The organism is Nostoc sp. 106C (genome assembly GCF_002154725.1).
In the GTDB taxonomy this organism is placed as follows: Bacteria; Cyanobacteriota; Cyanobacteriia; order Cyanobacteriales; family Nostocaceae; genus Aulosira.
In genome coordinates this window covers 1-25,964 of sequence record NZ_MTAW01000154.1, presented here as the reverse complement: position 1 = coordinate 25,964, position 25,964 = coordinate 1, and the positions used below count along the sequence as shown (strand labels likewise).

At 42.7% G+C, this 25,964-nt stretch carries 21 protein-coding genes; 9 read left to right on the top strand and 12 right to left on the bottom strand.

The window, feature by feature from the left end:
- Positions 1-250: 250 nt before the first annotated feature.
- Positions 251-886 (top strand): Uma2 family endonuclease, encoded by a 636-nt coding sequence (locus BV375_RS23720; protein ID WP_086765029.1) that lies wholly within the window; start codon positions 251-253, stop codon positions 884-886.
- A gap of 69 nt (positions 887-955) precedes the next feature.
- Here the strand turns inward: BV375_RS23720 and BV375_RS23715 are convergent, their stop codons facing one another.
- The 4 genes from BV375_RS23715 to BV375_RS23700 form a co-directional block, all read right to left on the bottom strand.
- Positions 956-3,073 carry a flotillin family protein gene (locus BV375_RS23715; protein ID WP_086765026.1) on the bottom strand — a complete coding sequence of 706 codons (2,118 nt, stop codon included), beginning with the start codon at positions 3,071-3,073 and terminating at the stop codon, positions 956-958.
- Between the two features lie 157 nt (positions 3,074-3,230).
- A complete protein-coding gene (gene atpC, locus BV375_RS23710) occupies positions 3,231-3,644 on the bottom strand; it encodes an ATP synthase F1 subunit epsilon (protein WP_086686544.1) in 414 nt (137 codons plus the stop codon).
- A gap of 274 nt (positions 3,645-3,918) precedes the next feature.
- Entirely contained in the window at positions 3,919-5,367 is a 1,449-nt protein-coding gene (gene atpD / locus BV375_RS23705) for a F0F1 ATP synthase subunit beta (protein WP_086686543.1), read from the bottom strand.
- A gap of 182 nt (positions 5,368-5,549) precedes the next feature.
- Positions 5,550-5,756 (bottom strand): hypothetical protein, encoded by a 207-nt coding sequence (locus BV375_RS23700; protein WP_143842187.1) that lies wholly within the window; start codon positions 5,754-5,756, stop codon positions 5,550-5,552.
- A 746-nt stretch (positions 5,757-6,502) separates the two neighbouring features.
- Between BV375_RS23700 and BV375_RS23695 the strand changes: the two genes are divergently transcribed.
- Positions 6,503-7,321, top strand: a complete 819-nt coding sequence (locus BV375_RS23695) for a SirB1 family protein (RefSeq protein WP_086765020.1) — start codon at positions 6,503-6,505, stop codon at positions 7,319-7,321.
- A 45-nt stretch (positions 7,322-7,366) separates the two neighbouring features.
- Here the strand turns inward: BV375_RS23695 and BV375_RS23690 are convergent, their stop codons facing one another.
- Entirely contained in the window at positions 7,367-7,810 is a 444-nt protein-coding gene (locus BV375_RS23690) for an SRPBCC family protein (RefSeq protein WP_086765017.1), read from the bottom strand.
- 267 nt (positions 7,811-8,077) lie between these two features.
- Between BV375_RS23690 and BV375_RS23685 the strand changes: the two genes are divergently transcribed.
- Complete coding sequence (locus BV375_RS23685) at positions 8,078-9,730, top strand: mechanosensitive ion channel (RefSeq protein WP_086765014.1); 1,653 nt, start codon at positions 8,078-8,080, stop codon at positions 9,728-9,730.
- Positions 9,731-9,894: 164 nt separating this feature from the next.
- Here BV375_RS23685 and BV375_RS23680 read toward each other — a convergent pair whose 3' ends face one another.
- Together BV375_RS23680 and BV375_RS23675 are read right to left on the bottom strand one after the other, a co-directional pair.
- On the bottom strand, positions 9,895-11,043 hold the full coding sequence (locus BV375_RS23680; RefSeq protein ID WP_086765032.1) for an AI-2E family transporter: 1,149 nt from the start codon (positions 11,041-11,043) through the stop codon (positions 9,895-9,897).
- A 91-nt stretch (positions 11,044-11,134) separates the two neighbouring features.
- The gene (locus BV375_RS23675) at positions 11,135-11,326 is read right to left on the bottom strand and encodes a hypothetical protein (protein ID WP_086765011.1); all 192 of its coding nucleotides are present in this window, start codon (positions 11,324-11,326) and stop codon (positions 11,135-11,137) included.
- A 324-nt stretch (positions 11,327-11,650) separates the two neighbouring features.
- On the opposite strand from BV375_RS23675, the gene ftsH reads away from it, so the two are divergent.
- Complete coding sequence (ftsH, locus tag BV375_RS23670; protein WP_086765008.1) at positions 11,651-13,588, top strand: ATP-dependent zinc metalloprotease FtsH; 1,938 nt, start codon at positions 11,651-11,653, stop codon at positions 13,586-13,588.
- Between the two features lie 454 nt (positions 13,589-14,042).
- On the opposite strand, the gene BV375_RS23665 is transcribed toward ftsH, so the two are convergent.
- The 4 genes from BV375_RS23665 to BV375_RS23650 form a co-directional block, all read right to left on the bottom strand.
- Positions 14,043-15,059, bottom strand: a complete 1,017-nt coding sequence (locus BV375_RS23665) for a 30S ribosomal protein S1 (RefSeq protein WP_086765005.1) — start codon at positions 15,057-15,059, stop codon at positions 14,043-14,045.
- A 459-nt stretch (positions 15,060-15,518) separates the two neighbouring features.
- Entirely contained in the window at positions 15,519-15,623 is a 105-nt protein-coding gene (locus BV375_RS23660) for a photosystem II reaction center protein T (RefSeq protein WP_071989499.1), read from the bottom strand.
- A 200-nt stretch (positions 15,624-15,823) separates the two neighbouring features.
- A complete protein-coding gene (gene psbB / locus BV375_RS23655; RefSeq protein WP_086765002.1) occupies positions 15,824-17,353 on the bottom strand; it encodes a photosystem II chlorophyll-binding protein CP47 in 1,530 nt (509 codons plus the stop codon).
- A 568-nt stretch (positions 17,354-17,921) separates the two neighbouring features.
- Positions 17,922-18,248 carry a hypothetical protein gene (locus BV375_RS23650; RefSeq protein ID WP_086764999.1) on the bottom strand — a complete coding sequence of 109 codons (327 nt, stop codon included), beginning with the start codon at positions 18,246-18,248 and terminating at the stop codon, positions 17,922-17,924.
- A gap of 366 nt (positions 18,249-18,614) precedes the next feature.
- Between BV375_RS23650 and BV375_RS23645 the strand changes: the two genes are divergently transcribed.
- From BV375_RS23645 to BV375_RS23630, 4 genes are all read left to right on the top strand, one after another.
- Positions 18,615-20,264: an ABC transporter substrate-binding protein gene (locus BV375_RS23645; RefSeq protein ID WP_086764996.1), complete on the top strand. Its 1,650-nt coding sequence runs from the start codon at positions 18,615-18,617 to the stop codon at positions 20,262-20,264.
- A gap of 90 nt (positions 20,265-20,354) precedes the next feature.
- Complete coding sequence (locus BV375_RS23640) at positions 20,355-21,380, top strand: ABC transporter permease (protein WP_086764992.1); 1,026 nt, start codon at positions 20,355-20,357, stop codon at positions 21,378-21,380.
- 333 nt (positions 21,381-21,713) lie between these two features.
- Complete coding sequence (gene holA, locus BV375_RS23635; protein WP_086764990.1) at positions 21,714-22,703, top strand: DNA polymerase III subunit delta; 990 nt, start codon at positions 21,714-21,716, stop codon at positions 22,701-22,703.
- 128 nt (positions 22,704-22,831) lie between these two features.
- A complete protein-coding gene (locus BV375_RS23630; protein ID WP_086764987.1) occupies positions 22,832-23,311 on the top strand; it encodes a DUF4168 domain-containing protein in 480 nt (159 codons plus the stop codon).
- 188 nt (positions 23,312-23,499) lie between these two features.
- Here BV375_RS23630 and BV375_RS23625 read toward each other — a convergent pair whose 3' ends face one another.
- Positions 23,500-24,129, bottom strand: coding sequence for a helix-turn-helix transcriptional regulator (locus BV375_RS23625; RefSeq protein WP_086764985.1), 630 nt, complete (start codon positions 24,127-24,129; stop codon positions 23,500-23,502).
- Between the two features lie 418 nt (positions 24,130-24,547).
- On the opposite strand from BV375_RS23625, the gene BV375_RS23620 reads away from it, so the two are divergent.
- Positions 24,548-25,964, top strand: a 1,417-nt coding sequence (locus BV375_RS23620) for a VCBS repeat-containing protein (protein ID WP_143842185.1), incomplete at its 3' end; no start/stop codon positions are given.

Here is a 25,964-nt window from a genome sequence, read left to right as displayed (position 1 = left end):
TATCTTCTCAAATTTTTGTCCTGCATAGCTTAGAGTTGCCTTGTCACCCTCTAAGCATAAATTTAGTAATACTAATTCGATATAACAACAGCCCGATCGCGTTCTCATCTTTTTGCTACTTCCTGTTCAATTTCCTATGATGTGTCTATGGTAATTCTTTACAAGGTATCTAGGTTAGGTGAGGTTAATTATTAGTACCACACTCGGAAAATCAAAATACTTTACCCACCAAGCAAAATAGAACTGAACTATGGTGAACACAGCGATACCCGCAGAAACTAGAGTATTACTCGAAAATATCAGTTGGCAGACATACAAAACTATGCTGGCTGAGATGGGTTCAGAACGCAAAAATAGACTTGCTTATGACAATGGCACAATAGAAATTATGACTCCGCTCATGCCGCACGAAAACTCAAATCGTTTAATTGAGGCTTTTGTTGGTGTATTGTGCGAAGAGTTGGGATTGGAGATTAAAAGGGCAGGCTCTCTAACATTAACACGAGATGATTTAGAACGTGGAGGAGAACCAGATAGCAGCTACTACATTCAAAACGAGTTTTTAGTTAGAGGCAAAGAAAATATAGACTTGGCATCCGACCCACCCCCAGACCTTGTGCTAGAGGTTGAATATTCCAGACCTAAAATAGACAAGTTGCAGCTTTATGCTGCAATGGGAATTCCTGAATTTTGGCGTTACAACGGGAGTGTGTTGAGGATTTACAGACTAGAAGATGGGCAATACTTAGAAGTTCAAGTTAGCCATACTTTTATGCCTGTAACTGTGAGCGAAATACCTCGATTTATCCAACAGAGCAAACAGAATGGAGAAATCACTACAACCCGTACTTTCCGCAATTGGGTTAAGGGGCAAATTTCTGACTAGTATCAGCACTTTAGTGATTTTTGATTGCTAAAGTGCCGACTACCGATAACCTAATAAATGCTGTTGATATTACCTATCTACAGGAAAATCAACAACTATTGGCGGAATAGTGCTTTGTCCGTTTGGTTGGGTTTTGACTATTGGTTGTGGATGTAATGGTGTTGGTGTGACTTCACCTGGCTTCGCAGTTTGATTCCACAAAATCATTGATAGCAATCCATCCACTAAACCATTGGTGCTGCCATTGCTGCCACCAACAAGGATATCTGGAATTAGGCGGACATTGCGATCGCCGATAATTTGCATGAGCTGCATGGCTGTATAACCTTGTGGTCCCAAGGCTTCCACACCAGCGCGGTAAGTTTCAGCTTTCGCATTACCTGTGGCACGAATACCTTCGGCTTCAGCAATTGCTCGGAGTTTTGTACCTTCGGCTTCTCCATTCGCTTGCTTAATTTGGGCTTGCGCTTTCAAATCGGCAATATGGACACTCTGCTCTGATTTCACCATTTCTTGCTGGATATCAGCCAGTGCTGTTTCCCGAACGAGTTGTTGCCGTTGCGTTTGCGCTACCTGTTGCACTTCATAGGTCTTGCGTTGTTCTTCGGCAATTTTCCGGTCGGTCTGTGTTTGCATTAAAGTCGCTGGTGGCTGAATATCACCAATTAAGGTGTCTATTGCTTGCACGTCATAAGCTCGGATCGCTATTTTAATGTACTCGGCAGCTTCGGCTTGGCGCTCACTCCGAGCAGTCAGAAAGTCTAGGACAGTACAGTTTTGAGCTGAGTTACGAAAATAATTACCTATGGTTGGTTCTAATACATGGTCTACTAAATTTTGCATGGAACCAACGCGGGAAATCACCTTCGGAGCATCCAAAGCACCGACGTGGATAATTTGCGCTACTTCTAAATCGAAGGCAAACCCATCACGCGATCGCACTGTTAAGGAGGCTAGTTTAGCATCATAGCTATGGCGTTCGGTACGACCTGACCAGTTTAAAACAATGTTGGTCGTTGGCACCAATTCAATCTTCATGATGCGGGAATTAAGCGGGTGTTTACCAGGATAAAGTGGCTCAACCCATACACCCTTGTGTCCCTGATTTACTAAGTTACCGTGAGTGAAGGCAGCACCACTGACATCTTCCTGGGCTTTTCCTACGAAAGAAATTACTACACCCACATAACCAATAGGAATTTCTGTCATTGGCACTTGCTCAACCTGAACAAACCAAGGATTCAAGTTCCAAGAACCAGAAAGCAATATCTGCTCTTGCAAGCCTCTGCGTCCACCAGCATCAATGAATTTCTGTCCGTTCTGGAAGTTGTCGTGTCCACCAATCGTCGGGCCTGCAATTTCACCACCAGGAATTGGCAGCCCATCTAGAGTAGTAACAATGCCAACTTTATCAGATGCGACGCTGTAAACCCGCAACTGTTCTGGATTCATGCCATGAGCAGTGGCATTAGATGCCATGATCACTTTAAACAAAGCGGTGTTGATGCGGTAAGTACCAGCCGTCAAAAAGCCCATTTGGCGACCTTTTTCCCCACCATGAGTCAGGAATTTCCGGGCATCTTGGAAGTTATCGCAATCGACAATTTTACCAAGGATGCGTTCTGGCGGGTTGGACGCACCATCTGCGGCGACAATCAAGGCAATTTCACCTTGAGGCACAACTACCACTGATTCTTTACGAACGGAGTATTGCCAAGGCCAATAGCCCCAATGCCAACCAGGAGCGAGGGTATCCGCTTGCAAACCTGCTTCACCATTCAGGGCAATTAACCGCCCAGCGGGGAGTCCACGTCCGGATAGGGTAAATTTTCTGACTACAATGCCAACTTCCCGTTCGCCAATTACCACCAAGCCGCCAAAGAACAAGGGGACAAATACGATCACACCACCCAAAAGAACAATTGGGATTAGTCCTCCAGGTAACAATTGCATTGCCTGGTATTGAGTAGTACTGGCTGGTAACTGAGCAATAACGGGTTGTTGCTGCGCAGGTTGGACTGAAACTGAGGCGATTTCGTTTGTTGTAAGTGTTCTTATGGTTGTTGCTTTAGCAGCATTGGCATAATTAACGCTGCCAGCTATTGCTAATGATGCGACAACAGATCCAGCAAAACGAACTAATTTATTTTGTTTGCGCTTACCAAAGGAAAATTGAAACCTATTCATAATGTGTGCCCTTCTGGGCAACTAATTATCTAAGTTATCACTTCACTTGGGCGGTGCAAGATTTCTTAAACTTGGTGTAATTTTTTTAGCGGAATGAATATATTTTTAAGGGTGGACAAATAGCCCACCCTCAGAAGTTAAAATCCAAAGTATAATTTTAGACCAAACCACCAGCAGCTTGAAACCGAGCGCGGGCGCGTTTGAAAGCTTGGTTTGCCTGGATTTGAGCTTGGCGATCGCCTGCTGTTACCTGATTCAGCTTTGTTTGTGCTTCGCTGTAAGCAGCACGGGCCTGTTCTAGGTCAATAGCGCTGCCACGTTCAGCACCGTTCACTAGAATTGTGACTTCATTTTCTTCAACTTCGGCAAAGCCACCCAAAAGAGCGATCGCTTGCCAATCTTGATTTTTGCTGGGACGTACTCGCATTACACCTGTATCCAGAGCGGTCAAAAGCGGTGCGTGTCCTGTCAAGATACCTAGCTGACCAGTGGTGCTGGGTAGAACTACTTCTTCAGCTTCGGCATCCCACACAGTTTTATCTGGGGAAATTACACGAACGGTTAATGTCATTTGTCTTTTGTCCTTTGCCTTTTGTCCTCTGTTACAAAGTTGAGGCAGTCTGTTGGCGGGGCTACCCCGCTTAAAGGAACTGCCGTCTGATGCTTTCGGCAACCCTTACCCTACGGGAAGGGCTACGCCCAAGGGTGTACGAAGGAAACTTCTGCTCAACGCCAGTTCGTTCAAGTCGGGGGACCCGCTCACACGACTGGCTCAACTTTGCGCTTTGTAATTTGCCATTAGTCACTAGCACTTACACTAATGACTAATGACAGATGACCAATGACTAACCTTTGATTTTTTGAGCTTTGGCGATCGCTTCATTAATATCGCCAACCAAGTAGAAAGCCTGCTCTGGTAAGTCATCCAACTCACCTGACAGAATTTTCTGGAATCCTTTGATAGTATCTTCCAACTTCACATACTTCCCAGGAGAACCAGTGAACACTTCCGCTACAAAGAACGGCTGGGACAAGAAGCGCTCAACCTTACGTGCGCGCGCCACAATTAGACGGTCTTCTTCAGACAATTCATCTAGACCGAGAATGGCGATAATGTCCTGTAGTTCTTTATAACGTTGCAGAGTTGACTGTACAGCACGGGCAGTGCTGTAATGCTCATCCCCAACAATGTCGGGCTGAAGCATGGTAGAAGTTGAGCCTAAGGGGTCCACAGCTGGATAAATTCCCTTAGCAGCCAAACCGCGAGACAGCACTGTTGTTCCGTCCAAGTGAGCAAAAGTGGTTGCAGGTGCGGGGTCGGTTAAGTCGTCCGCAGGTACATATACTGCTTGAATCGAGGTAATTGAACCCTCTGTAGTCGAGGTAATCCGTTCTTGTAAAGCACCTACGTCAGTACCCAGAGTAGGCTGATATCCTACCGCTGAAGGCATCCGTCCCAAAAGCGCAGATACTTCTGAACCTGCTTGCACGAACCGGAAGATATTGTCAATAAACAGCAATACGTCTTGCTTGTTCACATCGCGGAAGTACTCTGCTACTGTCAATCCAGACAGACCCACCCGCATTCTTGCTCCAGGTGGTTCGTTCATTTGACCATAAACCAGAGCAATCTTTGATTCGTTGAGGTTATCTTTGTTGATTACCCCGGATTCAATCATTTCATTATAGAGGTCATTACCTTCGCGAGTGCGTTCACCCACACCAGCGAAAACTGATACTCCACCGTGCTGAGTAGCGATGTTGTTGATCAACTCCATCATGATCACGGTCTTACCAACACCTGCACCGCCGAATAGACCAATCTTACCGCCACGGCGATAAGGAGTCAGCAAGTCTACAACTTTAATTCCGGTTTCAAACACAGAAGGTTTGGTTTCCAGATCGGTGAATTTGGGAGCCTCGCGGTGGATAGGTAAAGTTGCCTCAGCATTTACAGGCCCCTGATTATCTACAGGTTCGCCAAGGACGTTGAAAATCCGACCCAAGGTGGCTTTACCAACTGGCACGCTAATAGGAGCGCCAGTATCTACCACTTCCAGACCACGCACTAAGCCATCGGTGGAACTCATAGCAACAGCCCGTACTTGGTTGTCGCCCAGCAATTGCTGTACTTCGACGGTCAGGTTGATTTCCTGTCCAGCTTCGTTGGAGCCTTTGATGGTCAAAGCGTTGTAGATTTGCGGTAATTTCCCGCCGGGAAACTTAACGTCTACAACAGGACCGATGATTTGGGTAATGTAACCGATGTTTGTTTTTTCTGCGGTGGTGACCATGCTGAGCCTAATGATTGAAGCTATATTTCAGATAGGGTCGTAGACGACATAAGATGAAGTAATGTCACTTTTCAGATTAACACTGAACGACCCCATTCTCCGCCATAAATTGATTCTTAAGACTAGGGTCTCAGAGAATAAATTAAGCTAGTTTATCAATTGTCTTAAGTCAACTCAGAATTTTAAAAGCTATGTCTGGCAATGGTAGACACAGCACTTTTATAAGTATTGGTAACAATTTTATACTTTTTATACGTAGGTTTTTGTTGCTGTTTGCGCTTGCGCGCTGAAGTAGCACCAACCGCATCTAAAACTTTAGCAGGTTCAGGAACAGCAGTTAACTTTACATCATCGTAGGTATGCACCCAGACTATTAGAAGCTTCATCATATATCTTTACAAAGCAGATGATGTAGTTGTGCTTGTCGCAACTACATCATTTGCAAAAGTCTGCTACTTTGCCTGAGCTAGTCTAACTCCATTGGCACTGAGATTATCAATCAGCTTTTCTCCCGAAATGAGGTTTAATCTATTGTCTGCTCCTCTAGACGCAAATTTATGGCTAAAATAGCTGTACTACTTATTTATTAAAAAATATAATTATCAGGTTAATTATTGGGGTAAAAATCCTCATATCAACATATAGGCTTAGATTTAAAGGCTGAAATATTCATTTTATTTAAAGTAAAATTATACGAAATTCTTCTGTGTAATGATGTTCTGCTATGCCATTTAATTTCTAGATACGGGATCGATTCTCCACAATGCGATTTTCTAATATCAAGGTAATAAGCAGATCGTTTAGATTCGCGTAAATATTAGTCATTTTCATTAGAAGGTACAAGGTAAGAGAGTGGTAACATAGTTCATCCTTCTTTACATACTTGTTTTTATTTGTGCCTTTATCCTGAAATAGCGAAAACAGCTAGAAAATCAGAAGGTTAAGGGAAAAGGCTGATTGCTGACCTATAAAAACTCATTAAATAATCTTCATCCTTTAGAGATATTTAGTGCCTGCAACCGCTGTAAAAATTAAATTTTCAAAATCTTCTGAATATCCTTAAGATAAAGGTAGGTACGGGAAACTGCTATCAGTTGATCCGCTTCAACCTCATACTTTCACTGAGCAAGTGCTTATGAATTTCTCGTCAGCGCGACAATATTTTTACCAGGAGATTCAGCAGTCTGACGAGAAGATCGACCTGGTAAAAGCAAGTTTATATATTGCACAGGAAGAATATCCTGATCTTGACCCTGAAGAATACCTCAATACCTTCGATACAATGGCAGCGGAACTACAAGAACGTTTGCCTGACTCATGGTATCCTTTGCGGGTGATTCAAAGTATAAATCACTATTTATATGATGACTTGGGATTTGCTGGGAATAAAGCAGACTACTACGATCCTTGCAACAGCTTTTTAAATGATGTAATTGACCGTCGGTTAGGCATTCCCATTACCTTAGCTCTAGTTTATATGGAAGTGTCCCGACGAATTGATTTTCCAATGGTGGGGATAGGAATGCCGGGACATTTCCTGATCCGCCCAGATATTTCAGATATGGAAATTTTTGTGGATGCATTCAATCGGGGTGAAGTTTTATTTGCCCAAGATTGTGAAGAACGGCTATCTCAAATGTTTCAGCAACCTGTGCAGCTACAGCCAGAATTTTTAGCCCCAGTCAGCCATCGACAATTTTTGGCACGGATACTAACAAATTTAAAATTTATTTACCTCAAAAAGAAAGACTTAGAAAAAAGTTTAGCTGCGGTTGAACGGATTTTACTGTTGTTTCCTGGCGTGAGCTTAGAATTACGCGATCGCGGTCTCATCTACTATCAACTCGGTTACTACCCCCAAGCCGCTGACGACTTACAAACTTATCTAGCCAAGGTTCCTGATGCAGAAGATTCAGTCGCAATTCGACGCTTGCTGGCTGAGTTAGGGAGATGAAGGGAATGAGGGAGCAGGGGGAAAATACTTGACTATTGACTATATTTATTGTAATTTCTCAGCCACTTGTTTGAGTCGCTGCAATTGGGCTTGCATATCTGCTTTTGTCCAAGATGCGGCAAAGGTGTTGAAGCCCCAACTGATGAGGGGGTTGGGAATATCGAACTCAAAACGGTTTAATAGGTTCGTTCCCTTGGATATTGGTTGACATTCCCAGCGATCGCATCCTTGAAAAAATCCTTTAAATCCCCAAACAACTAAACCTGGTTGCCGTTCTACGACTACAGTATTTAAGGTAGGTTGAATTACAGGAATTTGGATAATAAAGCGACTTTGACTACCTACATCCGTACTCCAAACTTTGCCCACAGGTTCGCAACGTAAAACTGGGTTAAGCCATCGGTGCATGAGAGCTAAATCTGTAATACAGTGCTCTACCACCGTAGCTGTGGCATTAATTTGAATTGATTGTTCCAAAACTTGCGACATTCTACATTTTTGATGCGGCTGCTGCACTTAGAGTAACTCAAAATTGGCTATTGATAGCTAAGAGTTCGTCATCATAGCGGAGAAATTACCGCTTTGCGGATTTAGTTAAAAATTACTCTTGATACGAATGTCATATATGTTTTTACTGTTAAATTGTTAAGCAAAATACTCGTAAACTTACGGGGATGCCGGATTGTGCATAACAATCCACGCCAGAAGTACCTTAAGTGTTCTGGCTTAACAATTTACTCTTAATTCCGAAAAACCATGAACGCAACTTGGCTAGGAAGAATCCAGGTAATGGAAATTGGTTTGTCGATGAGGGTGCAGCCACTTTTGGCACAATCACCAAGTCTACCACCGGAACCACCAGCCGTAAGACAGGGAACTACCGATCTGCAAGGTATTTTTGACCAGATAATTCTGTTTACACCCCGCTTGCTAGGAGCAGCGGCAATTTTGGTAATTGGTTGGCTACTTGCTAAGTTTGTTGAAATAGCAACGAGAAAAGTCCTCAATCGCACAAACATAGATAACCGCATTGCTTCAGGAGTAACAGGTCGTGAGAATGTTCCTCAAGTGGAGCAGTTAATCTCCGGCTTAGTCTTTTGGAGTATCATCCTGTTGACGGCGGTAGCTGTATTACAAGCTCTAGGGCTGGAAGTAGCCTCTCGACCACTCAATAATTTTCTCGATCAACTTGTGGGCTTTTTACCAAAGTTGGTTGGTGTGGCAATTCTCTTGGGCGTTGCTTGGCTACTAGCTACGGTTGTAAAGATAATTACAGTCCGCGGGCTCCAGATTTTAAGGTTGGATGAGCGTTTGAATCAAGAAACACAGGATGCTAGATCTGGTGTTTCTCAGTTGTCTCTGAGTGAAACGATTGGCAATGCTTTGTATTGGTTCATCTTTTTATTGTTCCTCGTTCCCGTTCTGGATACTCTGGGGCTAAAGGAGGCACTACAACCAGTAAAAGCTCTGATTACAGAGATTCTGTCAATTCTACCGAATATCTTAGCAGCAATATTAATTGCTGCTGTCGGCTGGTTTGTGGCTAATATCATCCGGCGAATTGTCACTAACTTGCTGATTGCAACTGGAATTGACCATTTAGGTAGTCGGTTTGGCATCTCTCCCAGCGCGGGTGTGCAACCTCTGTCGAATATTCTCGGCACACTAATCTATATTTTAATTTTGATTCCAGTCGCGATCGCCGCGCTCAATGCTTTAAGAATTGATGCGATTTCTGTTCCCGCGATCGCCATGCTTCAAAAAATTCTCAATGCCTTACCCGCAATCTTTACAGCCATAGCAATTCTAATTATTGGCTATTTTGTGGGGCGGTTTGTTTCAGACCTAGTTACTACTATCCTCACTAGTTTGGGCTTTAACAACATTTTTGCTGTGCTGGGTCTGCCATCACCTAGACAAACAGCCGTATACACAGAAGCAGGCGCACCAGTATCTACTCCAACCCGCACTCCATCAGAAATTGTTGGGATTATCGTCTTCGTCGGCATTCTGCTGTTTGCGACGGTTGCAGCCGTAAATATCCTAAATATTGCAGCGCTGACAACGTTGATATCCGGCATTTTAATTATATTCGGGCAAATTATAACCGGATTAGTGGTGTTTGGCATTGGTTTGTTTTTGGCAAATCTAGCTTTTAGTATCATTGCCAGTTCTGAAAATCCCCAAGCACGAATTTTAGGACAGGTGGCGCGGATTGCCATCATTACCCTAGTATCAGCAATGGCACTGCGACAGATTGGCGTTGCTAGCGATATTGTGAATTTAGCATTCGGACTTTTACTCGGTGCGATCGCTGTTGCTATTGCCTTAGCTTTTGGTCTTGGTGGTCGTGATATTGCCCGGGAGCAAGTCCGAGACTGGCTAGACTCTTTCAAAAGTAAAGGGTAAAAGTTGATGTTTGATGGCGCAGTTGCTTGATTGCAATATTTGTACGGTGGGCAATGCCCACCAGCACTTCAAACGTCCATGAGATCAGATCTTGATGAGCGATACCCACTCTACGATGTGTAGTCTAGTTATTTGAAAATGCTTGTAAATTTCGCACAGCTTTACTAATCTTCTTTTTGCACAGTATTATCAATCGGCCTTTCTGCATTTATATCTGAATTATCTTCTCCCCAAGGATCATCTAATCCAGGAGAGTTAGAAACTATCACCAACTCAGCCTCTTTTTTAGGATTATGTCCCCATTCATCCAAAACATCTTTAATTAAAACTTCTTGCAACCAAATTTTAGCGACCACAGTCAGAGGTAGCGCTAAAAATAATCCTAAAAAACCAAAGAAAGTTACAAAAAATAACTGGGCAATTAATGTCACAGCTGGTAGTAAAGAAACTTGATGAGCCATGACAACTGGTGTAATAAAATTACTTTCAGCCTGCTGAATAAAAAAGTAGAGAATCAATACAGCAACAGCTTTCCAAGGGGCATCCAAAAGTGCGATCGCCATTGCTGGCACTACACTCATTGTCGGACCAAGGTTAGGAATCAAGTTTAAAAATCCTGCCAAAACACCTAAAGCCAATGCCGCCTTCACGCCTAAAATCGATAAGCCAATTACACTCATCAGTCCGACTACGCCCATAGCAATGAGTGCGCCTATTACCCATCCCCCTAATGAAGTTTCGCACTTATCTAAAATCCCATCTACTCGCCGCCGATAAAATGAGGGGAAAAGACGCACAAATACTTTACGGTAAGCCTGGGGATTGGCTAATAACATTCCTGTTAAAACCAGCACTAGTAAAATCTTGAGGACAGCTTCTAACGAGCCAGAAACAAATGCAAAAGAGTTTCCCAATACTCGATTAATAAATGGCTGCGCTTGTTGGATCAGACTGTCTAGATCTGGGATATAAGGTATGAGCTGATTAGGAACCTGTGTTTTTAAGGCATTAACCCAACTATTAAAGCGTTCCAAACCTTGGGGAACTCGATAGGTAAGTTCGTGAAACTGCGCTGCAAATGGCGGCACAATCAGCCAGAAAAAGCCTACAATTAAGGCAAAAAAGATCCCAACCGCGAGAATAACGGCGAAACCACGTCTGATTCCCCAGCGTTGGAACCATCGTGCTAGGCGATTTAAGGTTGTAGCTAATACAATTGCGGCAAACATCAGCAACAGTACTTCTTTAATTTGCCACAAGATATATAAAGAAAGGATGATGGCGATTAAGCCGATCCATTGACCTAGGTTCACAGGTAGACTCCCAGCAGTTGGCAAGCTGCATTCTCAAGATAATGCAGCTAGGTTAGTTGATTTTAGCAACTTCCGCCTACAGGGTTATCAGCTAATTTTGTTTTTGTCCTTGGAATCGCCCTAATAAAGCGATCGCCATAATCACAGCAGGTAACAGAACCATAACTAGGGCGATTGTATCTGTCCCCGGAATCATCAGACTCGGCGCTGCGTACTTAATCAAGAGCGAGAGCATCATCGAGAGTAGAAACACTTTCACAACCAATCCCAGCTTATTTTCCATAAAAGTTCGGCAATACGCATTGTTCTGTAGGGTATACCCGAATTTGGTCTACGCCATCTAGTTTCTAGAATAGACCTAACAGATACAAAACTTTGCAATTCACGTTCCGCACTTGCAACTGTCACTCAGCAATTTCTTGCGCACATTGGTATGTAACAGTCTTGGTGTGTTTGATGACATTGCTTTATGTAGTTTATTTGCTTTTCTACTAACTTGAAAAACTAGTTATTAATCATTTCTAAAAACCAAGAACAACTTGCCCTGAGCGAAGCCGAAGGGATGACTAATGACTAACGACAAAATCCAATTGAGGGTACATCAAAAATGCCTGTTGAAAATAATAACAAAAATAAATTGAAACCTTCTAGAGTAAGGCAGTTCGGGGGCAGCTTCCTGATATTACTAACTATATTGTTGCTGCTTAACTTTATTGTTCCAAGTTTTTTGGGACCACGATTACCGCAAGTTCCTTATAGCGACTTTATTGTTCAGGTACAAGCGGGTAAAGTTGAACGGGCGATGGTAGGTAGCGATCGCATTGAATATGTTCTCAAAACTCAAACCTCCGACGGCAAAACTGCTGAACAGGTATTAACTACTACACCAGTAGCTCTCGATCTCGATTTACCGAAGATTCTCCGCGAGCATAATGTTGAGTTTGCTGCACCAGCACCAGATCCAAATGGCTGGCTGGGTACTTTACTTAGTTGGGTAGCTCCACCATTAATTTTCTTCGGGATTTGGGGATTTTTAATGAATCGTCAGGGAGGCGGCCCGGCGGCGTTGACGGTAGGTAAAAGCAAGGCGCGTATCTCTTCTGATGGCAGCACAGGTGTAAAATTTACTGATGTTGCTGGTGTCGATGAAGCCAAAGTTGAGCTAGAAGAAATTGTCGATTTCTTGAAAAATGCTGACAAATACACCCGCTTGGGAGCGAAAATTCCTAAAGGTGCATTACTGGTAGGGCCTCCTGGAACAGGTAAGACATTGTTAGCCAGAGCGATCGCCGGTGAAGCTGCGGTTCCTTTCTTTAGCATTTCCGGTTCCGAATTCATCGAATTATTCGTTGGTGTCGGTGCTGCACGTGTTCGCGATTTATTTGAGCAAGCTAAAAAACAAGCTCCCTGTATCGTCTTTATTGATGAGTTAGACGCACTAGGTAAATCTCGCGGTGGTGCTGGTGGATTTGTGGGTGGTAATGATGAACGGGAACAAACCCTCAATCAGTTACTTACCGAAATGGATGGCTTTGATGCCAATACAGGCGTAATTATTATCGCCGCCACAAACCGTCCCGAAGTCCTCGACCCCGCATTGCGCCGTCCCGGACGCTTTGACCGCCAAATTGTAGTCGATCGCCCTGATAAAATCGGTCGGGAAGCGATTCTTAAAGTTCATGCGAGAAACGTCAAATTAGCTGAAGATGTTAACTTGGCTACCATTGCCATTAGAACACCTGGGTTTGCTGGAGCAGATTTAGCCAATCTGGTGAATGAAGCCGCATTGTTAGCAGCCCGTCAAAATCGGCAAGCGGTCATTATGGCAGATTTCAACGAAGCTATTGAGCGTTTAGTGGCGGGTTTAGAAAAACGCTCTCGCGTATTAAATGAAACCGAAAAAAAGACCGTAGCCTATCATGAAGTTGGTCATGCCATCATTGGCGCTTTAATGCCCGGTGCTGGTAAAGTTGAAAAAATATCTGTTGTTCCTCGTGGTGTAGGTGCATTGGGTTACACAATCCAAATGCCAGAAGAAGACCGCTTTTTGATGGTCGAAGACGAAATTCGCGGACGGATTGCAACGTTATTGGGTGGACGTTCGGCCGAAGAAGTCGTCTTTGGAAAAGTGTCTACTGGTGCGTCTGACGATATCCAAAAAGCTACAGACCTAGCAGAACGTGCTATCACCATCTATGGAATGAGCGATAAACTAGGGCCAGTAGCATTTGAGAAGATTCAACAGCAATTTATCGAAGGCTATGGTAATCCACGCCGTTCGATCAGTCCTCAAGTCGCAGAGGAAATTGACCGCGAAGTGAAGCAGACATTAGATAATGCCCATCACATCGCTTTAAGTATTTTGCAACACAACCGCACATTACTAGAAGAGACTGCACAAGAACTGTTGCAACAAGAAATCCTTGAAGGAGCAAAATTGCGGGAACGTCTCCAGCTAGCCACAGCGCCAGAAGAACTAAATGAATGGTTGCGCACAGGTAAGTTATCAGAAGATAGACCCTTGTTACAAACACTTCTGGTTTAAGGTTGTGAGATTGAGTTAAAAAAAGCGATCGCCCTCGTAATAGAGCGATCGCTTTTTTACCATAAAGTACAAGCAAAAGGCCTAGACGCATACTTCTACGGTGAAGCAAGCTACGCGTAGAGTCTCGTAGAGAAGCGGCTTGTCGTTAGAAATTGCACTAAAGTTTCCGAAATCTCATTAAGGGAAATACTTGTAAATATCTTTTCTTTGTAACGCTTGGACAAAAACAATTACACTATCAGAAATTGTTAACCCTATTCTGTAATCTCCAACTCTAACCCGATAATATATAGACTTTGCACTTCATACCCTCAAGTGCAACAAAAAGGCACTCGCAACTGGATAAAATAACAATACGGATTCCTATAATTGGGATGAATAGCATAAAAAAAGAGGGAAAATCCCCCTTTTTCAAAAACTTTCATGTTTTTAATTACAGACAAATACCAGTGTATTACTCTTCAATAGCTACTGGGATATCTTCTTCAATAGCTGCTGGGATGTCTTCTTCAATAGCTGATGGGATATCTTCTTCCACTAAAGCTTCAGCAGCAACAGCAGTAGCACCTTGTTGTTTCGCTAGCATTTGTTCCCGATACTTAGCTGCCATTTCTTCTGCCTTATCGTAAACCAAATCGCGGTTTTTAATCATGTCACCTGGTTCAGGTTCCAGCTGTTTGGTTGACAAGGAGATCCGACCTCTTTCTGCATCCAGGTCAATGATCATAACTTTCACTTCATCATTGACATTGAACACGCTGTGAGGTGTATCAATATGCTCGTGAGAAATTTCCGAGATGTGCAATAGACCGCTAACGCCACCGATATCAATGAAGGCACCATAAGGCTTGATACCGCGCACTGTACCAATCACAACTTCACCAACTTCCAGGCGGTTCATCTTGCGTTCAACTAACGCTCGACGGTGAGATAGAACTAGGCGATTGCGTTCTTCGTCTACTTCGAGGAATTTCAATGGTAGCTCTTCGCCTACCAATTCTTCTTTGGGTTTGCGAGTGCTGATGTGCGAGCCGGGAATAAAACCACGCAATCCCTCAATCCGCACTAATGCTCCACCACGGTTAGTAGCAAACACACCCGAACGGACAGTCGCATCTTCAGCTTGCAGCTGACGCACACGCTCCCAAGCCCGCATATATTCAATCCGACGGATTGAGAGGGTCAGTTGCCCATCTTCGTTTTCGTCAGTGAGAATAAAAAATTCGCGCGTTTCGTTAGATTGTAATACTTCTTCCGGGGCATCTACCCGGTTTATAGACATTTCTTGTATAGGTATGTATGCTGCGGTTTTCGCACCTATGTCAATCAGAGCGCCGCGCGGCTCTATACTGAAAACTGTTCCTGGTACAATATCGCCAGGGCTAAAGTGATAATCGTACTTATCAAGTAGAGCAGCGAAATCTTCGTGAGTAAATCCAATTTCTGTAGCGGTTAAATTCTGATTGACCATGCTAATTTGTTCCTGGTTCTAGTCTCCGTAATTTTTTGTCGCGAGTGCAATTATTAGGCAAGTGCTATCATGCCAGCCTAAACCTATTTCATCCTAGCGCAGAAAAGCTAGTAACAACACATATCAACTTCCAGATAGAAGATTATATCATAATGTCTGGTGACAAGTCATTTATCAGGGGTTGATGTTTAGCGCCAAGGGTTTCAACCTTAAGATTCATAATTTTTTATCAAATTACTCATAATTAAAGTATTTCACCCAGCCTCTAGCTTACACCAAAGTCTTCTCTGATTCTTTAGTATGGTTAGGATTTATCACTAATAAAAGTGATTGGAGTTAGTGTAATTTTTGACTAGCCAAATTAACTCAAGAGGAAGTAAATATAAATATCCGCTGTTACCAAACAGATAACAGCGGATATTTAAGTTTATATGACCTTACACGTTTGGTAATAGTCTTCTAATCATCTTTTTTCGCAATCCGGGGAGGTTCGCGAAATGCGATCGCAAAGAAGAGAACGCCTATACACAAGGTGAAAATTAAGATGTACGCAACGCTTTCCATATCACAACTTCCTGCCTATCCAGCGAGTAATTAAAGTTTTGAGTACTGAGGAGCCAGTGTGTTGCGGAGGCAGTGCCGTGGGCAGGTTTCCCGACTTGAAGCAACTGCCGTCGAGGTTCCCTCCGTTGTAGCATCTGGCGTTTCTGAGTGCTGAGTCAGAGGGTTAACTCAGAACTCGTTACTCATAACTCAGCACTGAATTAGAGAGCTTCCTTACGGCGGGTTGTCTTATCACCCACTTTCTGGAATAGACCCCACTCAACTTGCTCTTCTAGATCCGCTTCCACACCAGCAAATACATCTCGGTAGATTGTCCGAGAGCCATGCCAAAGGTGACCAAAGAAGAACAGCAGAGCAAATACAGCGTGTCCAAAGGTAAACCAACCTCTGGGGCTGGTGCGGAATACACCATCAGAGTTCAAGGTTTCCCGGTCAAATTCAAATATTTCACCGCCTTGAGCCTTCCGGGCGTATTTCTTCACTTCGGCTGGATCTGTAAAGGTCTGACCATCCAGATCGCCACCGTAGAAGCTAACAGTAACACCAGATTGCTCAAAGCTATATTTAGATTCTGCCCGACGGAAAGGAATGTCAGCACGAATGACACCATCTGCATCGGTCAAGATGACTGGGAAGGTTTCAAAGAAGTTGGGCAGACGGCGCACAGTCAATTCTCTGCCTTCAGCATCTTTGAATACTGCGTGACCTTGCCAAGACTGGGCAATACCATCACCCTTATCCATTGGACCTGTACGGAATAAACCGCCTTTGGCAGGGCTGTTGCCGACATAATCGTAGAAGGCAAGTTTTTCAGGAATCTGCGACCAAGCTTCCGAAAGGCTTGCACCATTGGCAACGCTGTTTTGTACGCGGCGCTCAATTTCTTGATGGAAGTAACCTTGATCCCATTGATAACGGGTGGGACCAAACAGTTCAATTGGAGTGGTAGCGTTCCCGTACCACATAGTACCAGCGACCACGAAGGCAGCAAAGAACACCGCAGCAATACTGCTAGAAAGTACAGTTTCAATGTTCCCCATCCGCAAAGCTTTGTAAAGCCGTTCGGGTGGTCTGACTGTTAAGTGGAATAAGCCTGCAATAATGCCGACGATCCCAGCAGCTATGTGGTGAGCAACAACGCCACCAGGATTAAAGGGGTTAAAGCCATCTGGTCCCCATTCTGGTGCTACTGGCTGAACGCTACCTGTGACTCCAAAGGCATCAGAAACCCACATTCCTGGACCAAAGAGTCCAGTCAAGTGAAAAGCGCCGAAGCCAAAGCAGAGTAGACCAGATAAGAACAGGTGAATGCCAAACATCTTTGGCAAGTCTAGAGCAGGTTCACCAGTGCGGGGATCTCTAAAGAGTTCCAAATCCCAGTAAACCCAATGCCAAACCGCGGCTAAAAACAACAGACCAGAAAGGACAATATGAGCAGCAGCAACGCCTTCAAATGACCAGAAACCAGGATCTGTTGCGGGGCCACCAGTAACGCTCCAACCACCCCAAGATTGAGTGACGCCCAAACGTGACATGAAGGGTAACACGAACATCCCTTGACGCCACATTGGGTTGAGAACTGGATCGCTGGGGTCATAAACAGCTAGTTCGTATAATGCCATCGAACCAGCCCAGCCTGCCACTAGAGCTGTGTGCATCAAGTGTACAGAAATCAGCCGCCCTGGATCGTTCAGAACGACTGTATGTACTCGGTACCAGGGTAGTCCCATCGACTACGCTCCTCCTCGATGAGTTAGTTTACAAAGCAATTTTCTTACGGAAGTTATGCGCGGCAGAAATCACCGCTGGGACTTCTCTCAGTTTTTTTGTTATTGCCAGGGTCTTTTTTACCACTGCTTAGTCTTATAAGTCAGACAGCGTGGGCGCTCTGGCAATGCTTACACGCTTAGCGGCCTTTACCCATAGGGTAGTGATCGCTATAAATATTGAACTACCTTAGAGTTCTCTTGCGAAAAACTTTGCCTTTTCAGGAGTAAGTAAACACCTTAAGAGGCGTTTAGGTAGTCAAGCGTGCTTGGCAATTGCCTAGCAAAAATGAGAATATTTTAAAAAGTGTAACTATTGATGGAATTGTTTGCAAGCGTGTAAATAGATGCGATCGCGTAGCATCTATGATATTTTTCGCTACCAATCCCTGTCTTACATCCAGTTTGCGTATTCTTATGGGGAATGATGATAAGACGCGGAGATAGGGAGACGCGGGGACGCAGAGAAAAAACAGAGAAATTCCCCGCATCCCCGCTTCCTTAAGTCTCCGTGTCTTCTTATGCTGCTTCTTTACTGCACCACCGATTGAATGTTTTGCAAATGACACTTGGCCTCGGCTGTACCCAGGCGTTCGATTACCTGTTCAGCTGTCATCAAACGCTTCAGCACTACTTGACCAATTGTAGTAGTTGCCAGTGCTGGTGTTGTTGGCTTTACTTCTACAGTTAGAACAGCCTCTTCAACTCGATAAAGCCACAACAATTCGTTATTTTCCATCAAACAAATATTCAGACGCTGAATATCTGGTTGGCGACGCCATGCGGTGATCTGCCAGAGTCCATCAGATGCCCAGACTCTAGATACTGTCCATCCTTCAGATAGAAAAAAATACTTCACGTTCTTAGTCTCACTATTAGACTATCAATCTGCTGTTTACAATATCGCGATCGCCTCAAGCGCTGATGTATATCGATTGATATATTGTTAGCAAAGCTAGGCAGCAAATGGTAAATTTTTGATTTAAACAACTTGAGCAACAGTCAAAGCTAAACTAACTTGAATATTCCTATTACTTATAAAATTTACGACAAAATAAGCTGTGTTGAGAATTTTAATAAATATAAAGTTTTCTATTATCTAAGAATTTCATCTCAAAGTATGTATTTTTACCTGATTTTTTTAATAAAGGTTGCTAGTTTTATATGGGAAATCAACCAACCTATAGTACAATGACTCACCGCTAACCTCAATAATCTTAATTTTATGAGCTGGTTTTCTTTATCGGTTAGACGATGGAGACGGATGATACAATTTCTGTCTTTATTCTGTCTATGTTTATTTTTAGTTGTAAGTTGTGCTTCTCGTCCACAGACAAATACACCAACAGGTTCAGCGAATACGGCTACAGGTGATGGTCGCATTACTGTAGGGACAACAGCAAAGCCAAGAACCTTAGATCCAGCTGATGCTTATGAGTTGGCATCGTTGGGTTTGGTGTTTAATATGAGCGATCGCCTCTATACTTATGAACCAGGTAGTACAGAAATTATGCCCCAACTGGCGACAGCATTACCCAAAGTCAGTTCAGATGGTTTAACTTATACCATTCCTTTACGCCAGGGAGTAGTTTTCCACGATGGAAATCCCTTTAATGCGGAAGCGATGGCATTTACTATCAAGCGGTTTATTGAAAATAAAGGCAAACCCTCCTTCTTACTAGCCGATACTGTAGACTCGGTGAAAGCTACAGGTGAATCTGAGTTAAGTATCAAGCTGAAAAAACCTTTTGCGGCGTTTCCTTCACTACTGGCGTTTTCTGGAGTTTGTCCAGTTTCGCCGAAAGCTTATGAATTGGGTGCGGGGAAATTTAAGCCAGAGACATTTGTGGGAACTGGGCCTTACAAGTTAGCTGCTTATGGTACTGATTCCCTGCGATTGGATGCGTTTGATAAGTATTGGGGAGAAAAACCCGCTAATAAAGGTATTAACGTCCAAATTCAAACTAGTCCGGTAAATCTATTTAATGCTTTCCGTACTGGTGCAGTGGATGTAGCCTACCTTTCTTTGCAACCAGATCAAATTCGCAGCTTAGAAGAAGGTGCAAAAAAAGGAGATTGGCAAGCGATTAGCGCTCAAGGTAGTGTAGTCAGTTACATGGTGTTGAACCGGAATCAGAAGCCTTTGGATAAACCAGAGGTAAGACAAGCGATCGCTTCTTTAATTGATCGTCCACTTTTAAATCAGCGAGTTTTATTTAATCAAGCTGATGCACTTTACAGCATGATTCCTACTACATTTGATGTTTCCCAGCCTTTATTTAAAGATAAATATGGTGATGCTAGTTTTGATAAGGCTAAACAACTATTAACTAGCGCTGGTTTCTCTAAGGAAAATCCCGCAAAAGTTCAAGTTTGGTATCCTGCTAGTTCCGCAACTCGTAGTTTAGTAGCGCAGACACTGAAATCACTTGTCGATCAGAAGATGGATGGCATACTGCAATTTGAAGTCAGTACTGTCGAAGCTGCTACCTTTTATAAAGAGATTACCAAAGGTTTGTATCCAGCGGCTTTGCTTGATTGGTATCCAGACTTTTTAGATCCTGATAATTACGTGCAACCGTTTTTGGCTTGTCAGAAGGGTTCTGTTGCTAAAGGATGCGAAGACGGCGGGAGTCAAACTCAAGGTTCTTTCTATTACAACGAAGCTGTCAATAAGTTGATTGATCAGCAACGCAAAGAACAAAACCCGGAAGCGCGGAAGCAGATATTTGCTCAGATTCAAACCCAAGTAACGAATGATGTGCCTTACGTTCCCTTATGGCAAAACAAAGATTATGTCTTTGCCCAAAAAGGTGTCAGCAACGTCCAACTTGATCCCACTCAAAATTTAGTTTATAAGCCAATTAAAAAGTAGTTTTGTCCTTTGTCCTTTGTCGTTAGTCATTTGTCCTTAGTTGTGTAAATGGCTAATGACTAATAACTAATGACCAATGACTAAATAAATATGTCGCGATCCAAAGCACTACAATATTACATTGCTTCTCGTTTACTCTTAGCCCCACTTCAGCTATTTACTATCATCACCATTGTATTTCTGTTACTTAGAGCAACACCAGGAGATCCAGCAGATGCGATTCTAGGTGGACGTGCGCCAGAAAGTGCTAAAGCTGAATTGCGCAAACAACTAGGTTTAGACCTACCTTTGTGGTTACAGTATTTAAATTATTTGGGAAACTTGCTGCACTTTGATTTGGGAACCTCTTTGACGAGTCGAGGACAGCACGTTGGGGACATAATCGGACAATATTTTCCTGCGACAGTAGAGTTAGCAGTATGTAGTATGGCTGTTGCACTCATTGTCGGAATTTTAGTTGGGACGCTTTCAGCTTCTCGTCCAGGGACAGCTGTGGATGCAGGGGGGCGCTTATTTGGAATTATTACCTATGCACTTCCCATGTTTTGGGCGGGAATGATTCTTCAGTTGATTTTCTCGGTACAATTGGGTTGGTTTCCCAATTCCAATAGGTTTCCCCCAAATCTTCCGGCTCCGGCTCATATTACTGGTTTATATACTATTGATAGCTTACTTGCGGGTAACTTCAGCCAATTTTTAACATCATTACACCATATTGCCCTTCCTAGCTTGACTCTAGGTATTTTGCTGAGTGGAATTTTTGAGCGGATTGTGCGCGTCAATTTAAAGCAAACTCTACAAGCAGATTATATAGAAGCTGCCAGAGCCAGAGGTATTCCAGAAAGCAAGATTTTGGTTTCTCATGCTTTAAAAAATGCTCTTATTCCAGTAATTACAGTTTTAGGATTAACCTTTGCTTCTCTGTTGGGTGGAGCAATTCTAACTGAGGTAACATTTTCTTGGCCTGGGTTAGCAAACCGACTGTACCAAGCGATTTCCGATCGCGATTATCCAATAGTACAGGGAGTACTAGTATTTTTTGGGGCGATCGTCGTTAGCGCTAGTATTTTGATTGATATTTTAAACGCTTACGTAGATCCTCGAATTCGCTATTAATGCAAAAAGCCAGTCCCAATGAAGAAGGGACAAGGTGAGACAGCGCTGCGGGAGGGGAGCCACTGCGTTGGACGGGTTTCCCGGCTTGAAGCAAGTGGCGTTTTCCCTCCGCAGGCGACTGCGTTCCCCGTTCGACGAAGTCGTTCCCGAAGGGTAGGGGTTCTCGAAGAGTACCCGAAGGGGAGACAAAGCAGGGGATCTGGGGGAAAGAAATGCTTGACTCTGGACTCTTGACAAATGACAAATGACGCTTAAAAATCCAGTCGTCAGTTCTCAGCCTTCAATCTTGTTTGTAGTGGTAGGGTAAAACAAGAGGAGAACAGAGGTTTTTCTATGCCCATCCATGTTTACTGGGGCGAAGATGATTTTGCTATAGAAAAAGCGGTGGCTGTTTTATGCGATCGCGTCCTCGATCCCCAATGGACAAGTTTTAACTACACTTCCTTACTCCCAGATCAACCTGATGCGGCGATTCAGGGATTAAATCAAGTCATGACACCAAGTTTTGGCGCTGGAGGAAGGTTGGTATGGTTAGCCAATACTACTCTGTGCCAACATTGTCCAGATAATGTGTTAGCAGAACTTGGGCGAACCTTACCTGTAATTCCGGAGAACTCATTTTTATTGCTCACCAGTCGCAATAAACCCGATGAACGCTTAAAATCAACGAAAATCTTGAAGCAATTCGCTACTGAGTTCCGAGAATTTCCGCTGATACCACCCTGGAAAACGGAGTTGCTTGTACAAGCTGTGAATCAAGCGGCTCAAACCGTAGGCGTAAAATTGGCACCCAAGACGGCGGAACTAATAGCTGAATCTGTAGGTAACGATACACGCCTACTCTATAATGAAATGGAGAAGTTGCGCCTCTATACGGCTGGTAGCACTCAGCCTTTAGATGTTGAAATTATTACTAAGCTAGTCAGAAATACTACTCAAAATAGTTTACAATTAGCAGCAGCAATTAGAACTGGAGACACAGCTAAAGCTTTGGCTACCTTAAGCGATCTGATCAATGCTTCTGAGCCTGGTTTACGGATAGTTGCTACATTGATTGGTCAATTTCGCACCTGGTTATGGGTAAAAATTATGATGGAAAGTGGTGAGCGCAATCCCCAAGCAATCGCTCAAGCTGCTGAGATAGGTAACCCTAAGCGTATTTACTTTTTACAACAAGAAGTTAAATCACTTTCTGTAAAGCAACTAATCTCCACTTTACCTTTGTTGCTGGAGTTAGAAGTTAGCCTTAAGCAAGGATATTCAGATATAGCAACACTTCAGACGAAAGTGATAGAACTTTGTCAAGTGTCTAAAGGAAGCTAACACCAAATCTAAAAATTTCATGGATTATATAAAAATTTCATGGATTGAGGAGTTTGTGGAACTTCTTACTCCTAAAATAATTCAAAGCCAATAACATATCCCTACTGTAGTTCTGTGTCACACACTATATGAAAAAAATTGCTGATTTGTTTTTCCAACGAAGCTTACAACAGATGCTTTCGCAAAGTTTATCTTACAGTGCTCTCGCCACTGTTGGTTTAGTTGCCAGCGCTCTGATAGTTAGTAGTAAAGCTAACGCTCAAACCCCACAACCAGTTAACACTAATGAAATTACGAGCTATGCTCAAGCTGTATTAGCAATGGAGCCAGCACGTCAACAAGCCTTTGACGAAATTAAAAAATTGATGGGTGAGCGAGAAATCCCTAAAATAGTTTGTAATGACTCCAAAAGCATTGGTAGTCTACCAAAAAAAGCTCAAGATATTGCAGTCAATTACTGTCAACGCTCTCAAAAAATAGTAGAAGATAATGGTCTTACTATTGAGCGATTCAATAAGATTACTGTAGACATCCAAAGTGATGATAACTTGAAACGGCAGATTTCCAATACATTAATACGTATCCAGAATCCTGCTAAAAATCCTTAGATGGAAATCAATGAAAGTTTAGGAATCACCAAAACCAAAATTTAGTGTATCTGCACTAATCTACTGAGTAGCTTATATCAAGTTTGGATTTACGTTCTTAAGAGCTAGGTGTCTCTTGAGCCTCCAATAAAATTACCTATGCGAATTTTGTACCAGGGATCTACATTTAAATTCTCTAAAGCAAATAACTATAATATTTGATAATGCTGCTGTGCTTTTAAATATGCTTGTCGTTTAGCATGGATATTTCTCATATGCTTCTTCACAGTATTGATGGTAATGTACAGTTTGGCAGCAATATCTTTATAGCTATAATTGCCTCTATATAGTGACCAAATTTCAGCTTCTCGGGGTGTCAAATCATATTTTTTTACTTCAAAAATCGTGACATTTTTTAGAGTTTTATAGCAATTTTCAATAGTTACTAAAAAATAAGGTATTTGGGTAATTTCAAACTTTAGATATTTTACCCGAATCCGAAAAATATTTGACTGATTAACTACAATTTCATCAGCTAAAATAATTAGCTTATCAGAATTCAAACTTTGATGATTAATTAAAGATTGGCAAAGTTGCGATATGATTGGATGGATAAATTTTTGATTCCCATATTCTGCCTTGAATTGAGTACATATATGATAGGCAGATGCATTAGCATGGAATACATTTCCCGCCTCACTCACAATTAAAATGCCATCTTCTAAATTTTCAATTACTAATTGTAAAAAATAGAGTTGTAGCAAGTCACAAGAATGGAATGTATTGCAATTCTGGATTGTAGTTTCGGTTTTTGCTGATGTTTTTTTGAGGGTTATCATATAGTGTCTGAATCTGCAAAATATTAGTCATTTAAGAGGTTTATTTGACTAGAGAGATCACTCTCAATTCTCTGCATAATCATCTTGAGCACAATGCAGATACAGTCAGATATTAGTGTTATTGATAACAGCAACAGTCAAATTGCTACTAGCACTTAGTTTCTAGAAATTTGTTGGCAACACCATTTATATACAACTCTGCGATTCTCTATTTCGGATAGAAATACTATTGTCTTTGCGTATTTTCTACAATATAGAGTTTATAGTGTCTTTACTGAAGCCTTTTTCAGGATTTCCGAAATAATCTGAATGATGTATTCCTCACCATTTCAATGAATAATATTACTTTTGCTAATTAACTTGTGAGCTAAACACAAACAGGTGTGAGGAAGCCAAAACACTATTCAATAAAACAATCATGAGCCTATCATTTGCAAGTGCCAACGACTTTTCTGTCGGTTCAAATCCTTCTTCAGTGGTAGTGAAAGACTTAAATGGAGACGGCAAACTTGACTTAGCGGTAGCGAACACTGCTGATAACAACATTTCAGTGTTGTTGAATGATGGTAATGATGGCTTTGGTACTCCTGTTAACTTCGCAGTCGGAACCAATCCAGTTTTCATTACCTCAGAAGATATAGATGGTGATAGCAAGCTTGACTTGGTAATAGCGAACGCTGATGACAACAACATTTCAGTGTTGTTGAACGATGGTAGTGGCGGCTTTGGTACTCCCACTAACCTCACAGTTGGGACAAAACCCACTGCGATCGCAATAGGAGACATAAATGGTGATGACAAGCTTGACTTGCTGGTAGCGAATGCTGATGACAACAACGTTTCAGTGTTGTTAAACGATGGTAGTGGCGGCTTTGCTAGTCCCACCAATATCACAGTTGGGACGAAACCTTCTGCCATTGCTGTGGTGGACATAGATGGTGATGACAAGCTTGACTTTGTAGTAACGAACGCTGAAGACAATAACGTTTCAGTGTTCTTGAACGATGGTAGTGGCGGTTTTGGTACTCCCAGTAACTTTACAGTCGGGACACAACCTACTGCGATCGCAGTAGGAGACATAGATGGTGACAAAAAACTTGACTTGGTGGTAGCAAATTATGCTTCTAGCAATGTCTCGGTGCTGTTGAACGATGGTAATGGTGGTTTTGGCACTTATACCAATTTCACAGTCGGGACAAGTCCTAATTCTGTTGTTTTGGAAGACATAGACGGTGATGGCAAACTTGACTTAGTGGTGGCAAAAAATGCGAATGCCAACAACGTCTCAGTGCTGTTGAACGATGGTAAGGGTGGTTTTGGTACGGCTACCGACTTCACTGTTGAAACATCTTCGGCTTATGTGACGGTGGGAGACCTCAACAGTGACGAAAAACCTGACTTAGTAGTAGCGAATGCTGATGGTGGTAAAGTCTCAGTACTGCTTTATAACTCTACTCCCACAGACTTAATGTTTAGCGCTATCAGCGATGATGAGGACAATGAAGAAAAAGCCATCTGTATCTTCAACACTGCTGATGCAGACAAAAACGACAAGTATACTTATACCTTAGTTGCAGGTACTGGCGATACTGATAATAATGCATTCATCATTGAGGAAGATAGCCTCAAAATTAAATCTTCAATAACCAAAACTAACTACAATATCCGCGTCCGCACTACTGACAGTGGAGGACTCTCCTTTGAGAAGGAATTGGCTATCAATGTTAACGAACTGGGGTTGGCTGCAACTAACCAAATCACCACGATTGTCAATTTCATCAATATTACGGAGAATATCTTTACCGTCAAAAGTAAAGTTAAAGGTGATAAAGCAA